A 12,959-nucleotide genomic window follows, 5' to 3' on the forward strand; every position below is an offset into this window, starting at 1 on the left:
CATGTTCGGTTTGTTACGGCTTCCCATCCTGCTGGCGATCGCATTTATTGTGGGCGTATTCTTCGAACGCTCGAACCAGCGCGAGGCGTGCGAGGTGATCGGACAATGGCGGGACGGGCTATGTGTGACGGATGGTCGAAATGAGTGATCTGATCTGCGTAGGCAGCATCGCGGGCTCGTATGGGGTGCGCGGCGAGGTGCGGCTGAAAAGTTTCTGTGCCGTCCCCGAGGATATCGAAGGCTATTCGCCGCTGACAGACGAAGAAGGTAAAGAGCGCTATCCCGTAGTCCTGACCCGCGCGATCAAGAACGGCTTTGCCGCCCGGCTGGGTGGCATTGAGACGAAGGAAGCGGCGGATGCGCTGAATGGCCTGCGCCTTTATGCGCGGCGCGATCAATTGCCGTCGCTGCCGGATGATGAGTTTTACCACACCGACCTTATCGGGCTTGAGGTTTATGACACCGGCGGCACGCTGCTGGGCCGAGTGAAATCGGTGCAAAATCACGGTGCGGCGGATCTGTTGGAACTGCATGGGCCGGGCTTAAAGGCCACCGTGCTGCTGCCGTTTACACTCGAATCCGTTCCGACCGTTGATCTGGACAAGGGCCGCATCATAGCCGACCCGCCCGAGGGCCTGCTGTAATGCGTCGCGTGTTGCTGCATCTGGGTCTGCACAAGACCGGGACAACGGCGGCACAGTCCTTTCTGTTCGAGAACCGGTCACTGATCTGGCCGCACCATGCGTTGGTCCTGCCCTATCGGACCCGGAAAACCGGCTTGTCCGAGGCCGCCACGCGCTATTCCGTCTACGGCACACCCGGCGCGATGAGCGATTTCAAGGATCAGATGCGGCACTTTCTGAATTCACTAGAATTCGGCCAGAAGCGCGGGCTGGTTCTGAGCGAAGAGAATTTCTCGGGCCTGCGCCCCAGCCGCAATGTCGCGGTGGGATATGAGGCCGCGCCCGAGCTCGCCTCGTGCCTTGTCGGCCTGATCCGCGACCGGTTTGCCGGGGAAGAGGTGCATATCACGATCTACTACTCGCTGCGCCAACGCGGAAGCTGGCTGCGCAGCCTGTGGGCACATGATCTTCAACGATCACGCCTGATTCAGGATTTTGAGACTTTCCGCGCAAGACTTGAACCGGTGCCGTCGCCTCAGATTGCTGCTGCGGCTGTGCGCGACCGTTTGCCCTCGGTCTCGGTCCGCACCGAATGGCTGGAAGACCTGCAGGGCCAGCGACATGGGCTTGGAAGCACTTTTGCTGAATTCCTTGACCTGCCTGCGGACAAAGCCGCCGAATTGGTAGGCCCGACCCGATCAAACCCACGCCTGCCCGAGGATGTCTTGCAGCAGATGCTGGAAATGAACCGATCCGATCTGGACGATGCTGCGCTGATCGATCAAAAGACGGCTTTGGTTCAAAGCACCCAGAATGATCTGATCGGCTCGAGATGACAGATAAACCCGGAAAGTCCCATGGCCGCAAAGCCATCCGTCCAACGTTGAAGCCGCGCGAGTTGATGACGCCGACGCCCGATCTGCACGGGGTGTGGAAGGCCAAGATCATCACGTTGTTCCCATCTGCCTTTCCCGGTGTTCTGGGCGAAAGCCTGACCGGCAAGGCCCTGCAAGAAGGGCTATGGCAGTTGGAAACTGTGGATTTGCGCCAATTCGGGATCGGCAAGCACCGCAATGTGGATGACACCCCGGCGGGCGGCGGTGCAGGCATGGTCCTGCGTGCCGATGTGCTGGGTGAGGCCATTGAGCATACGATGGCGGGCATCCGGGGCAACTGGCCGTTGATCTACCTCAGCCCGCGTGGGCGTCGGATGGATCAGAAAATGATGCAAAACCTGGCTCGCTGCGATGGCATGACCCTGTTATGTGGTCGTTTCGAAGGCGTCGATGAGCGCGTGCTGGAACATTACGGCGTGCAAGAGATCAGCTTGGGTGATTTTGTCATGACCGGGGGTGAAATCGCCGCGCAGGCCCTGATCGACGCCACCGTGCGGCTGATCCCGGGCGTTCTGGGCAATCAGGCCTCAGCCGAGGAGGAGAGCTTTTCCTCTGGCTTATTGGAGCATCCGCAATACACCCGCCCCGCCGACTGGAAAGGCCGCCCGATCCCCGAGATCCTGATGTCAGGCCACCATGGACGCATTGCGGATTGGCGTCATGAAATGTCGGAACAGATCACCCGCGAACGGCGGCCGGATCTGTGGGACGCCTATCGAAAATCAGAAGATAAGGGCTAAGACTAACGGGTTGCCTTCCACAACGCCCAGGTTTCCGGCGTGCCGTTGAAGGTGTTGATGTCCACCTTACCCTGAACCCCCGGCACCAGCCCGGTGCCGGTGTATTGCCAGAACCGCCAGACCGAGCCTGGATAAACGTTGCGCGGGTGGCCCGCGACCGAGCGCAGCCAGAACTCGGTTTTGGGAAGTCGTCCGATATCGGTGTCGCCGTAGAAATCCACCGTCGTGTAGACAATCGGGCGTCGGCCATAGTGGCGCTCGAGAATATCAAGGAACCGCTGCGCCTCGGCCCGAACGGTTCGGCCATCAGGGCGCAGGGTGCAGGTTTTGGAATGGGGCGTCCATTCCATATCCAGCACATGCGGCAGGTCGGCCCCTTTGGGCACGTTCTGGATGAACCAACGCGCCTGTTCATGGGCCGGACGGCAGAAATAATAATAGTGATAGGCCCCCCACGGCACTCCGGCAGCTTGTGCGCCGCGTCGGTGCTCGTCGAACATCGGGTCGGTAAAATCTCCGCCCTCGGTGGCTTTGATGAAGGCAAAGCTGACACCGTTCTTCTGCGCGGTGCGCCAATCAATCGGCCCCTGCCAACGCGAGACATCCAGCCCGTGCACCGGGTAATGGCCGGGATGACGTCCCTCCCACGGGTGCGGGTCAGCGTCACCAAAGGCGGGGTAGATGATCGAAGGCGGGGTCGTGTCCGCGAAGGCCTGCGGCTCAACCGCCTGAGGTTGCGGGCCGCGGCGACCACATGAGACAAGTGCAAGCGCCATAACGGCCAACAGAAGTGCTTTGCGCATCTTATGATCCTGTATCAAATATCTGCTCTTATAATTGATCCCAGAATGCCTGATCTGGCGGACAAGGCAACGGCGGATTTGACGGGTGGCAAAAACTCACCTGTTTCACCAAGAATAAGGCTTGATCCCCGCCCGCAAAGCCCGTAAAGCAGCGCAATCCGGTGTGGCGTTATGCGACTCCGGTGTTTTGGTTTGCATCCTGACGTGACGCCCAGCTTTCTTCGGCACCGGCGCGACAGGGCGGACCGGACCAAAAGGAACATTCGATCTGACCTCTGGCGGGCTGTGCGCAGGACCCGGTGAAGACCAAGAGCTCTCAGGCCGTGCCCAAACTTCGTGGACCAACCACGAGCAGATAGGAGTAACTGCGATGGACCTGATCGCACAGCTTGAGGCGGAACAGATTGCCGCCCTGGGGAAAGACATCCCCGATTTCAAAGCCGGTGACACCATCCGTGTCGGCTTTAAAGTGACCGAAGGGTCGCGTACCCGTGTGCAGAACTATGAAGGCGTCTGCATCGCGCGCAAAGGTGGCAGCGGCATCGCCGGTTCGTTCACCGTTCGCAAGATTTCGTTTGGCGAAGGCGTGGAGCGTGTGTTCCCGCTGCATTCGACCAATATCGACAGCATCACCGTTGTCCGCCGTGGCCGCGTTCGTCGCGCCAAACTGTACTACCTGCGCTCGCGCCGTGGTAAATCCGCGCGTATCGCAGAAGTCACCAACTACAAGCCCAAGGCTGGCGCCGAGGCGTAAGGAGCGGAAAGATGAAAAAAGACATCCATCCCGATTATCACGTCATCAACGTCAAAATGACCGATGGCACTGTGGTTCAGATGAAATCCACCTGGGGCGCCGAAGGCGACCAGCTGGCTCTGGAAATCGACCCTTCCGTGCACCCCGCATGGACCGGTGGTTCGTCGCGCCTGATGGACGCAGGCGGCCGCGTGTCGAAGTTCAAGAAGAAATACGAAGGTCTGGGCTTCTAATCCCGACCTGGTTGAAATGCGAAAGGCCGTCCATTTGGGCGGCCTTTTTTGTTCTCCTGCCGTGATTACTGCAGGCTCAGAAATCAAACCCGGTCTGGACGGGGGGCGTGTAAGGCTCGATCATGTCCTCACCCTCAGCCCCGCGCTTGATGGGTTTGACGGTGTGATATTCGAACCGGCCTTCGTACTGCGTGCCCAAAGACTGCTTCGCCTCTTGCGCGGTTGTGACGCCCGATAGCCAGCTTTCGATCTCATCCGGGGTCAAGATCACCGGCATTCGGCTGTGAATATGCGCGATCTGTGGGCTGGGTGGCCGGGTCAGGATCGTACAGCTGTGGCTGCCATCATCCGTTCGGTAAAACCCCGCAAAGAACATCACCGGGGCATTGCGCTGAACCGTAATGTAGACCGGGCAATTATGGCCCTGATCCTTGGGCCATTCGTAATAGCCCAGCGCCGGAATAAGACAGCGCCCCTTGTTCCAGTACTCCTGCCAGAAGCTGACATTTTCGATCTTCGAGTTGATCATCGGCTTCTTGCTGCGCGGGTCCTTGATCTGCCAGCGCGCCGTCGCCAGCTCGGCCCGGTCTCCGTCCCAACGGACCATGCCAACCCGATTGGTCGGAGACACATTGTACCCGCCCGAAGGCAGCTGTTCGGGCAGATCAGGCGAGACCTTGCCGTAGAGAAAATACTCGGTAATCGCCAGCATTTCCCGCTGCGTCAGGTGTCCGGCTGCAAATTTTCCACACATGGCGAAAACCTAGGCCGATTGGGTGCCGGTCACAAGTGGCCCCACCGACGATCAGTCCCTTGTCAGATCAACCGCGCTGTGCGGTGGAGGCACGGGGCCTCGCAGCATTACGGCAGCCAGGATCATCCCCAAAAGCGCAGCGATAGCGGCGACAAGCATGGCACTGTTAAATGCATCATCCTGCAGATCTCGCAAGGCGCGCGCCAACGCTTCGCCCGTTGTCGGATCAAGCGCCGCTATAAGCTGCTGCACCTGACTGGCGGTGCCATGTGTCAGTGCATGGGCCAGGTCGGCCCGTTGCTCGGACCCGGTGGGCAAGGCGTTGATCACTTCGGACAGGCCGCGTCGGGTAGTGATTGCTTCGGCCAGACCTCCAACCACGGCACCAAGGGTGGCACCAAAATAGAGGAACGCATTCACCACGCCCGAGCCCTGCCCCATATGTTCTTCCGGCAACAAGCGCAGCCCGAGACGCGGCAATAACGAAAAACCGATGCCAAGCCCGATCCCGATAATCACCAGCTTCCACCAAATCGCACCCATGCCTGTTGTGTTCGTCGTTGTCGTCAACAGCATGAACCCACAGGTCATGAACCCCATGCCCAGGATCACCGGCCATCGAAAACTGTAAGGTGCAAGAAAACGCGGAGCCACCACGGACACGACGAACATACTGAGGCTCAACGGCAGGATCGCCACCCCCGCCCCAACAGCGGACAGGCCAAACGCATCTGGCGATTGCACGAAGACGTTGAAATAGACGAAAAAGCTGAACAGCGCGAAGCCGGTAATGAACATCCCTGCCGCCGCCATGAAATAACGGGGGTGGCGGAAGTAGCGCAGCTCGATCAGGGGGTCTGCGCTGCGGCGCGAGGTGATGATCAGTGCAATCACCGCTACAGCCGACACGGCAAGCGGGATCAGGGTCGATCTTGTGGCCCATCCGTGGCTTTCCCCATTGCTGAGGGCGAAGGATAGCGGGCCAAGCAGCAGGACCAGTGCGACTGCACCCGCAAGATCGAACTTTGCGCCTGCAAGACGGGTGTCGGGGACGTAATGCTCTTTGCTGACCCGCAACCCGACCGCAAACGCCACGATCAGCAACGCAAGATCGGTGGCAAATACGCCGCGCCAGCTGAGGTAATGTGCAAACGCGCCGCCAACAATCGGACCAACGCCGATTGCCAGCCCGACGATCGCGCCCCAGGCACCGGTGACGCTGGCCCGTTGTTCCTCGGGCGTGGCGGCAGTCAGCAGCGAAAGCGAGGTGCCAAACAGCGCTGCCGCCCCGGCACCTTGGGCCCCGCGGCCTGCCAGCAACATGGCTGCATCCTGCGAAAACAATACAAGGGCCGAGCCAAGACCGAACACGATCATTCCGGCAAAGAAGACGCCCATCTTGCCGGTGATATCGCCAAGTCGGCTGACGATGGTGACGAGGGTCGCGCTAACCACTGTGTAGATCGCCATCACCCATTGCAGGCTGGAAGGCGACAGATCGAACTCGGCCTTCAGATTTGGCAGGATCGTCGCAACGGCGGTTGTGTTGAAGCCAACAACCATCATGCACAGCGCGGTCATCACCAGAACCAGACGTGCCCCTCCCGCGCCGGATGTGTCCTCAGTGACGTCTTTTGGCATCTGCCTGTCCCCCGTTCAGGAATAGCGCGCTGGCCTTTCGGGCACCGTGTTGTACCTATTATTAAACGGTTTTTTGCTGATAGATACTGTTTTTAGCGCGCTGCGCGCCCAGCGCCTATTAGATCCAGTAGGACAGCGCCACTGGCAGCACCAGGATCGTGGACAGAGTCGAAACCAGAATGAACCCGGCCACATCGGGTCCGTATTCCGGCACATGCTGATCGATAAACAAATAGGTCGCGACAGAGGATGGCATCAAACAGCACAGGATCACCGCGCCCCGCTCAGCCCCGGTGAAGCCGAAGCTCCAGACCAACGCGCTGGCAATCACCGCAGCCATCAGCAGGTGCAGCGCTGTCAGCGAAACGGCTCGGCCAAGGCTTTTGATCCGCAGGGTCGCCAGCGTGTGGCCCAGCGTCAGCAACATCAGCGGGATTGAAAGACCGCCCAGAATATCAAAGGATTTGGCCACCGGTTGCGGCAGGCTGGTGCCCGTCGCCATCAACACCAGCGACAGTGCGACCGCGTAAATAATCGGCGAAGTCGCCAGTTTCTTGGGTGAGAACTCTCCGGCCGGAATCCACATGCCGATCGTGAAGATACTGATCAGCACAACCACCACAAATGCCATCGTATAGGCCATTCCCGCATCGCCCAGCGCCAAAAGGGTAATGGGCAGGCCGATATTGCCGACATTGCCATGCATCAGTGGCGTCAGAAATGCCCGCACCGGCAGCCGCATCAGTTTGAGCGCGACAAGCCCCAACAGCCCAAATCCTGCAATCGCCAAAGCGGCGGCCATCATGACATCAAGAAAGGTGCCGACCGCAATCTGGGTGGTTGAAAGGTGCGAGATAATCAGCGTCGGATACCCGACCCGCGAGACGATCCCGCCAATGACCTTGTTGTCATAGGGGGCCTTGATCAAAGCCAGAGCGTAACCGATTCCAGCGCAAATCAGGACAGGCAGAACCACGTTCAAAACGTTCAGAAACAGATGATCCAATGGCTGCCCTCGATCACAAATCCATAGGATGGACAGTGAAACAGGGGTGTGTGTTTGGCAAGGATTTACCCTAACCCCCAAGTACCAAGCACTTTTCCAATTTGAGGCTTGATAATACCGCTCAAGACGGCCCGAGGTTCTTCCCTTCCCGGCCTACACAACATATAGTGGCTGCCAACAACGTGTAGGCAAACACGGCGGGACTTGGGAATACAGGCATGGCACATATCATTGTGGTCGGGAACGAAAAGGGCGGCGCAGGCAAATCAACCGTGTCGATGCATGTGGCCACTGCATTGGCACGGCTGGGGCACAAGGTCAGCACACTCGATCTTGACCTGCGGCAGCGCAGTCTGGGTCGTTATTTCGAGAACCGCTTGAACTTCCTGAACGGCTCGGACCTGTCTCTGCCCAGCCCACGCCACCACGACCTGCCCGAGATTGACGCCAGCGCTCTGCAACCCGGTGAAAACATCTATGACCACCGCCTTTCGGCCGCCGTGGCCGAACTGGAAAGCGATAGCGATTTCATCCTGATCGACTGCCCCGGTTCGCACACTCGACTCAGCCAGGTTGCACATTCGCTGGCCGATACGCTGATTACACCGCTGAACGACAGTTTCATCGATTTTGACCTGCTGGCGCGGATCGATTCCAAAGGTGAGAGAATCCTTGGCCCCTCGGTCTATTCCGAGATGGTCTGGAACGCGCGCCAATTGCGTGCACAGGCCGGGCTGAAACCCATCGATTGGGTAGTGGTGCGCAACCGGGTCGGGACCCAGCGCATGGTCAACAAGGAGAAGATGCAACGCGCGATCGAAATGCTGTCACAGCGCATCGGCTTCCGCGTCGCCTCGGGCTTTTCCGAGCGAGTGATTTTCCGCGAGTTGTTCCCGCGCGGACTGACTTTGCTGGACCTCAAGGATATCGGGGTCAAGCAGCTCAATATCTCCAACATCGCCGCACGCCAGGAATTGCGCGACATGATGAAGGAACTGAGCTTGCCGGGTGTTGAGATCGATTTCTGAGCGACCACAGCTCGAATTACCCAACATATCCGCCCAAGACCCCGGAAAATTTAAAAGTTTCCGGATCGATTTCATTCTATGAAATCGTGCGCAGCAGCAGTCGCACGCGTTGGCACGGGTGTCAGTGATCGGTTAGCCCGCCGTTCTGTAAATCGTAAACAGCTCTTTCGGCTCTGCCACGCCCCGCAACATATAGCGACCGACCGAGATCAGATCCTGATCGCAGGGATGGGCCGCGCGGGCTACATCGTCGGAAATCAGGATGCGCTGCCCCAGTGACCTGTGCATTCCCGCGATTCTCGAAGTCTGGTTGACCGCCGGACCAATTACCGTGAAATCCAGCCGACTTTCGGAGCCGATGTTTCCATAGAGGATCTCACCAGAGTGCAATGCCAGCGTATAGTTCGAAACCGGTTGCCCCCGTGAACTCCGCTGAGTGTTCAATTCGGCCATGCGCTCTTGCAGCATGGTCGCCGCAGCCAGCGCGGCGCGGGCATCGGCATCGATCTCGCCGACATCAAACATCGCCATGACACCGTCGCCCATGAACTTCAGGATGTTGCCTTCGCATTGATGAACAACATCGACCACCACACCCAGGTAGTCATTCAGCATATCTATAACTTCGATCCCTGGCATCTCTTCTGACAGGCTGGTGAACCCTTCCAGATCGAAGTTCCAGATCACCGCATCGATCTGCTGCAGTGACCCGCGACGGATTTCACCGGACAAGACCCGACGACCGGCATCGCGCCCCAGATAAACCCGCATCAAATCTTTCGACACCCGCGCGTTCGAGGCTGACTTCAGAGCCAACCCCAGATGCGGTAACGCCGTATTGATCACGTCCAGATCATCGTCGCAGAATCCTTCCGGCGCATTGCTGGACCAGGACATCAAGACGCCGTCGATTGCCTCTTTCGCATCATAGGGGTTGCGTTGAGCCGGCACATCAAAGCTGATGCCAGTCGCGTAATAGTCCGTGGCTCCGTTTTCCCGCAACTCGTTTAGCAGAGGAAAGCGGCTGGGTTCGTTCTGGTCGACCAGCCGTTCACGGATAGCATCGATATCTTCGTGCAATACGGCATATAGCGGACTTTGTGTCCAAACTTCACTGGGCTCTTCGGAATACTCGAAGGTTTCCAGATTACTTCCTTTGCTGCGGTACCAGCTATAGCCCGTTCCGCCATAGACGGGATGCAAGGCCGGTTGCGCCGCATGAAAGCGCATCAAGGGCACACCAAGATCAACCAAACGGGTGCAATACCCGTCCAAAAGTTCTTGTTTGTCGGCCCCTTCCAGGCCGCGGGTCACCAACCAATCTATCAGATCATGGGATTTTGCCGTTGGGGAATCCGGCGCTGTCATGTGTCGTTCCTGTGTCCGTTATGACGTTGATCTGGGGGCAGCTGTACCGGATTACCAGTACCCTAATCCATTCCCGCCAGACGTCGCAGCATCATGCGCAGCAAGGCGGCCTCACCCGTGGTGAAACGCGATGCCAGTTTCTGATCATAATCCTGCGCGATACCGCTTAGCTCACGATAAACCTTCTGGCCAGCCGAGGTCAGCGATAGCCGCTCAACCCGCCGGTCATTTTCATCCCGCAACCTTTGCAAATATCGGCGCTGTTGCAATCGGCTGACCGCTCGGCTGACCTTGGTTTTGTGGATTTTGGCACGCTCAACAATGTCGCGTGCGGTCATCTCACCATGATTGCCCAGATGAAACAGCACCCTCCATTCGGTGCGCAGCATTCCGTAGCGATCCTTGTAAACGCGCTGAAACTCAAGCGAACTTTCCTCGGCCGCCTGATTCAACAGGAACGGCAGGAAATTTCGCAAATCAAACTCATCTTTTTGGTCATTTTTAGGCTGGGTCATCCTTGTTAGTTACAAAATCAACTATTATTCGACAAGTGACAAGTTGAAGGATCACCGGAGACGAGATGAGTTTTGATATCTGGATCACCTATGTGGCGACGGTGTTGTTGCTGATGAGCACACCGGGGCCAAGCCAGTTGCTGATGCTGTCGAACTCGGCAACCAATGGGCTGCGGCGAGGTTTTTTTACCGCTGCGGGTGATTTGACGGCCAATTTCTTTCAAATGTTGGCCGCCGGTCTGGGTCTGGCTGCCCTGATCGCCACGTCCGGGACCGCCTTTACCGTGATCAAGTGGTTGGGCGTGACCTATCTGATCTATCTCGGCGTCAAGCAAATCGTGACGGCACGTGTTGCCGAAACCAACGATGCGCCACGTGCCAGCCGCAAGGCGCTCTGGATGCAGGGCTTCATCACCTCTGCCGCGAATCCCAAGGCGGTGGTGTTCTTCGCCGCTCTGTTTCCGCTGTTCATCGATGGCGCGCTGCCATTCTGGCCGCAATTCGCCATCCTCTCGGCCACATATCTGATCATAGACGGGTTGTTTCTGATGGCCTATGGCTCCACTGCCAGTTGGCTGGCCCGGCGCCTGCAGGGGCCGGCAAGGCTTTGGCTCGACCGGATCGGTGGCAGCTTCATGATATTGGCGGCAGTCCTGCTGGGCTTCAAATCCCTGCGCGCCGCCTCGTAACCGAAAGACATAAGGACGCAATATGCCTTTGAAGAAATCCTGGGTCGCATCGGCCAATTCCGCCGACCACCCCTTCCCGCTGAACAACCTGCCTTATGGCGTGTTCTCGACCGAATCCACCGAGCCCCGCTGCGGCGTCGCCATCGGAGACATGATCTTCGACGTGACTGCTGCCGAAGCTGATGGATTAATCACGCTATCGGATGAGCCGCTGTTCGATCTGCCCTTCTGGAATCCGCTGATGGAAGAAGGCCCTGCCGTATGGGCTGCATTGCGCGACCGCCTATCTACGCTATTGGCTGAAGATTCGGACGAACAGCACAAGATTGAAGGTCTGCTGATCCCGCAGGACGAGGCCGAGATGCACATGCCCTTTGCCGTCAGCGAGTACACCGATTTCTACGCGGGCCGCCACCATGCCCAGAACGTGGGCACCATGTTCCGCGGCCCGGAAAACGCGTTGCCGCCGAACTGGCTGCACATCCCCATCGGCTATAACGGCCGCGCGTCGTCTGTTGTCGTTTCAGGCACGGATATCCGTCGCCCCTGGGGTCAGTTGAAATCGCCCGATCAGGACCTGCCTGCTTTCCTGCCCAGCCGTCGATTTGATATCGAACTAGAGATGGGTGCAATCGTGGGCACACCGTCTGACGGCCCAATTTCAGTGCAGGAAGCCGATGACAACATCTTTGGCTATGTCCTGCTAAACGACTGGTCCGCACGCGATATTCAGGCCTGGGAATACCAGCCGCTGGGGCCATTTCAGGCCAAGGCGACCGCGACCTCGATCAGCCCCTGGATCGTGACCAAAGCGGCGCTGGAACCGTTCCGCTGCGATACGCCCGACCGTGAGTTTGCCCTGCTGGACCACCTGAAGGATTGCGGCCCGATGCTCTATGACATCGATTTGGCCGTGACGATGGCGCCCGAGAATAAAGACGCCACGACCATCGCACGGACCAATTATCGCGAGATGTACTACTCGGCGGCGCAGCAGTTGGCGCATCACTCGACGTCTGGGTGTCCGATGAACACGGGCGACCTGTTGGGGTCCGGCACCATTTCGGGACCGAACAAGCCAGAGCGCGGATCACTTCTGGAACTCAGCTGGGGCGGGAAAGAGCCGCTGACGCTGGACACAGGCGAGACCCGCACCTTCATCGAGAACGGCGACACGCTGACCCTGACCGGCGCAGCCAAGGGCGACGGCTATTCCATCGGGTTCGGCGATTGCACCGGCACTGTGCTGCCCGCACTCGAAAATCCATTCGCCAGAGATTGATGCAGGTCCAGTCCGCATATTCAGAGCGCGCTCTGCCAGTCCTTAACGGCCTCGATGGGATAAAGCAGCATCAGCACGTTCAGCGTCAGACCATCGCGGATCAGCGTGGTGGTCAGGATCTCGAATCCCAGCGCAATGGTGACCGTCATCCAGATCGGCAGGCGACGCGCCAACCAGAACCCCAGCATCATCGCGCCAATATCGGCGATCGAGTTGACGACACTGTCGCCGTAGTAATCCAGCGAGATCGTGACCGCGCGGTAATGTTCGATCACGGCATTGGTGTTCTCGGAAATCTCCCACGCGACTTCTATCAAGGTGGCGATGAACAACCGCCAGCCAACGGTAAGGCGGCGCGCCACCAGCCACAGAAGACCGTAAAACAGAAAGCCATGAATGATGTGGCTGGGCGTGTACCAATCGGTCAGATGCTGCGAGCTTTCGGAACTGAAGGTTTCACCATGCCACAGCTTGACATAACCGCATTTGCAAATCGGTTCGCGGCCCATCCACAGCAGGATGATGGCGCAGGCAATGACAACACAAGCGGTTGCCCAATAAGGCAAAAATCGACGTTCAAACATATGGCGACAACATCATCAAAGCCAGTCGCTGTCCAGAAGGGAA

At 58.4% G+C, this 12,959-nt stretch carries 16 protein-coding genes; 9 read left to right on the plus strand and 7 right to left on the minus strand.

From position 1 onward, the window contains the following. The first annotated feature begins 1 nt into the window (after position 1). Genes ACR0AH_RS15100 through trmD form a run of 4 tightly spaced genes read left to right on the plus strand, consistent with a single transcriptional unit; the run spans position 2 to position 2,259 of the window. Positions 2–148: a hypothetical protein gene (locus ACR0AH_RS15100; protein WP_170392664.1), complete on the plus strand. Its 147-nt coding sequence runs from the start codon at positions 2–4 to the stop codon at positions 146–148. After that, complete coding sequence (rimM, locus tag ACR0AH_RS15105; protein ID WP_170392665.1) at positions 141–644, plus strand: ribosome maturation factor RimM; 504 nt, start codon at positions 141–143, stop codon at positions 642–644. Before ACR0AH_RS15100 ends, rimM begins: the two co-directional genes overlap by 8 nt. After that, positions 644–1,459 carry a hypothetical protein gene (locus ACR0AH_RS15110; protein ID WP_170425117.1) on the plus strand — a complete coding sequence of 272 codons (816 nt, stop codon included), beginning with the start codon at positions 644–646 and terminating at the stop codon, positions 1,457–1,459. Before rimM ends, ACR0AH_RS15110 begins: the two co-directional genes overlap by 1 nt. Beyond that, entirely contained in the window at positions 1,456–2,259 is an 804-nt protein-coding gene (gene trmD, locus ACR0AH_RS15115) for a tRNA (guanosine(37)-N1)-methyltransferase TrmD (RefSeq protein WP_170392667.1), read from the plus strand. The genes ACR0AH_RS15110 and trmD overlap by 4 nt, the downstream gene beginning before the upstream one ends. Before the next feature lie 2 nt (positions 2,260–2,261). On the opposite strand, the gene ACR0AH_RS15120 is transcribed toward trmD, so the two are convergent. Next, a complete protein-coding gene (locus ACR0AH_RS15120) occupies positions 2,262–3,062 on the minus strand; it encodes a glycoside hydrolase family 25 protein (RefSeq protein WP_170392668.1) in 801 nt (266 codons plus the stop codon). Positions 3,063–3,432: 370 nt separating this feature from the next. On the opposite strand from ACR0AH_RS15120, the gene rplS reads away from it, so the two are divergent. Both rplS and rpmE read left to right on the plus strand, forming a co-directional pair. Continuing rightward, complete coding sequence (gene rplS / locus ACR0AH_RS15125; RefSeq protein WP_170328369.1) at positions 3,433–3,816, plus strand: 50S ribosomal protein L19; 384 nt, start codon at positions 3,433–3,435, stop codon at positions 3,814–3,816. 11 nt (positions 3,817–3,827) lie between these two features. Then, a complete protein-coding gene (rpmE, locus tag ACR0AH_RS15130; protein ID WP_170636256.1) occupies positions 3,828–4,049 on the plus strand; it encodes a 50S ribosomal protein L31 in 222 nt (73 codons plus the stop codon). Positions 4,050–4,125: 76 nt separating this feature from the next. Here rpmE and ACR0AH_RS15135 read toward each other — a convergent pair whose 3' ends face one another. The 3 genes from ACR0AH_RS15135 to ACR0AH_RS15145 all read right to left on the minus strand — a co-directional run bounded on the left by ACR0AH_RS15135 (position 4,126) and on the right by ACR0AH_RS15145 (position 7,450). Beyond that, entirely contained in the window at positions 4,126–4,803 is a 678-nt protein-coding gene (locus ACR0AH_RS15135; RefSeq protein WP_170402410.1) for an SOS response-associated peptidase, read from the minus strand. Between the two features lie 51 nt (positions 4,804–4,854). Beyond that, entirely contained in the window at positions 4,855–6,444 is a 1,590-nt protein-coding gene (locus ACR0AH_RS15140; RefSeq protein WP_170508534.1) for an MFS transporter, read from the minus strand. 118 nt (positions 6,445–6,562) lie between these two features. Next, entirely contained in the window at positions 6,563–7,450 is an 888-nt protein-coding gene (locus ACR0AH_RS15145) for an AEC family transporter (RefSeq protein WP_480592548.1), read from the minus strand. Between the two features lie 218 nt (positions 7,451–7,668). On the opposite strand from ACR0AH_RS15145, the gene ACR0AH_RS15150 reads away from it, so the two are divergent. Further along, positions 7,669–8,478: a division plane positioning ATPase MipZ gene (locus ACR0AH_RS15150; protein WP_170402416.1), complete on the plus strand. Its 810-nt coding sequence runs from the start codon at positions 7,669–7,671 to the stop codon at positions 8,476–8,478. A gap of 132 nt (positions 8,479–8,610) precedes the next feature. Here ACR0AH_RS15150 and ACR0AH_RS15155 read toward each other — a convergent pair whose 3' ends face one another. Together ACR0AH_RS15155 and ACR0AH_RS15160 are read right to left on the minus strand one after the other, a co-directional pair. After that, entirely contained in the window at positions 8,611–9,846 is a 1,236-nt protein-coding gene (locus ACR0AH_RS15155) for an adenylate/guanylate cyclase domain-containing protein (protein ID WP_170392675.1), read from the minus strand. 62 nt (positions 9,847–9,908) lie between these two features. Then, positions 9,909–10,361 (minus strand): MarR family winged helix-turn-helix transcriptional regulator, encoded by a 453-nt coding sequence (locus ACR0AH_RS15160; RefSeq protein ID WP_170392676.1) that lies wholly within the window; start codon positions 10,359–10,361, stop codon positions 9,909–9,911. A 65-nt stretch (positions 10,362–10,426) separates the two neighbouring features. Between ACR0AH_RS15160 and ACR0AH_RS15165 the strand changes: the two genes are divergently transcribed. Together ACR0AH_RS15165 and fahA are read left to right on the plus strand one after the other, a co-directional pair. Then, on the plus strand, positions 10,427–11,050 hold the full coding sequence (locus ACR0AH_RS15165) for a LysE family translocator (RefSeq protein ID WP_480592550.1): 624 nt from the start codon (positions 10,427–10,429) through the stop codon (positions 11,048–11,050). Between the two features lie 22 nt (positions 11,051–11,072). Next, positions 11,073–12,332, plus strand: coding sequence for a fumarylacetoacetase (gene fahA / locus ACR0AH_RS15170; protein ID WP_480592552.1), 1,260 nt, complete (start codon positions 11,073–11,075; stop codon positions 12,330–12,332). A 20-nt stretch (positions 12,333–12,352) separates the two neighbouring features. On the opposite strand, the gene ACR0AH_RS15175 is transcribed toward fahA, so the two are convergent. Then, positions 12,353–12,916: a DUF2585 domain-containing protein gene (locus tag ACR0AH_RS15175; protein WP_480592554.1), complete on the minus strand. Its 564-nt coding sequence runs from the start codon at positions 12,914–12,916 to the stop codon at positions 12,353–12,355. Positions 12,917–12,959: the final 43 nt, after the last annotated feature.

The sequence above is a fragment of the Ruegeria sp. AM5 genome, assembly GCF_056540645.1.

What these genes read in the sequence shown, in the direction of transcription:
- ACR0AH_RS15100 (WP_170392664.1), top strand. Translation starts at nt 2, where the DNA reads ATGTTCGGTTTGTTACGGCTTCCCATCCTGCTGGCGATCGCATTTATT.
- rimM (WP_170392665.1), top strand. Translation starts at nt 141, where the DNA reads ATGAGTGATCTGATCTGCGTAGGCAGCATCGCGGGCTCGTATGGGGTG.
- ACR0AH_RS15110 (WP_170425117.1), top strand. Translation starts at nt 644, where the DNA reads ATGCGTCGCGTGTTGCTGCATCTGGGTCTGCACAAGACCGGGACAACG.
- trmD (WP_170392667.1), top strand. Translation starts at nt 1,456, where the DNA reads ATGACAGATAAACCCGGAAAGTCCCATGGCCGCAAAGCCATCCGTCCA.
- ACR0AH_RS15120 (WP_170392668.1), bottom strand. Translation starts at nt 3,062, where the DNA reads ATGCGCAAAGCACTTCTGTTGGCCGTTATGGCGCTTGCACTTGTCTCA.
- rplS (WP_170328369.1), top strand. Translation starts at nt 3,433, where the DNA reads ATGGACCTGATCGCACAGCTTGAGGCGGAACAGATTGCCGCCCTGGGG.
- rpmE (WP_170636256.1), top strand. Translation starts at nt 3,828, where the DNA reads ATGAAAAAAGACATCCATCCCGATTATCACGTCATCAACGTCAAAATG.
- ACR0AH_RS15135 (WP_170402410.1), bottom strand. Translation starts at nt 4,803, where the DNA reads ATGTGTGGAAAATTTGCAGCCGGACACCTGACGCAGCGGGAAATGCTG.
- ACR0AH_RS15140 (WP_170508534.1), bottom strand. Translation starts at nt 6,444, where the DNA reads ATGCCAAAAGACGTCACTGAGGACACATCCGGCGCGGGAGGGGCACGT.
- ACR0AH_RS15150 (WP_170402416.1), top strand. Translation starts at nt 7,669, where the DNA reads ATGGCACATATCATTGTGGTCGGGAACGAAAAGGGCGGCGCAGGCAAA.
- ACR0AH_RS15155 (WP_170392675.1), bottom strand. Translation starts at nt 9,846, where the DNA reads ATGACAGCGCCGGATTCCCCAACGGCAAAATCCCATGATCTGATAGAT.
- ACR0AH_RS15160 (WP_170392676.1), bottom strand. Translation starts at nt 10,361, where the DNA reads ATGACCCAGCCTAAAAATGACCAAAAAGATGAGTTTGATTTGCGAAAT.
- ACR0AH_RS15165 (WP_480592550.1), top strand. Translation starts at nt 10,427, where the DNA reads ATGAGTTTTGATATCTGGATCACCTATGTGGCGACGGTGTTGTTGCTG.
- fahA (WP_480592552.1), top strand. Translation starts at nt 11,073, where the DNA reads ATGCCTTTGAAGAAATCCTGGGTCGCATCGGCCAATTCCGCCGACCAC.
- ACR0AH_RS15175 (WP_480592554.1), bottom strand. Translation starts at nt 12,916, where the DNA reads ATGTTTGAACGTCGATTTTTGCCTTATTGGGCAACCGCTTGTGTTGTC.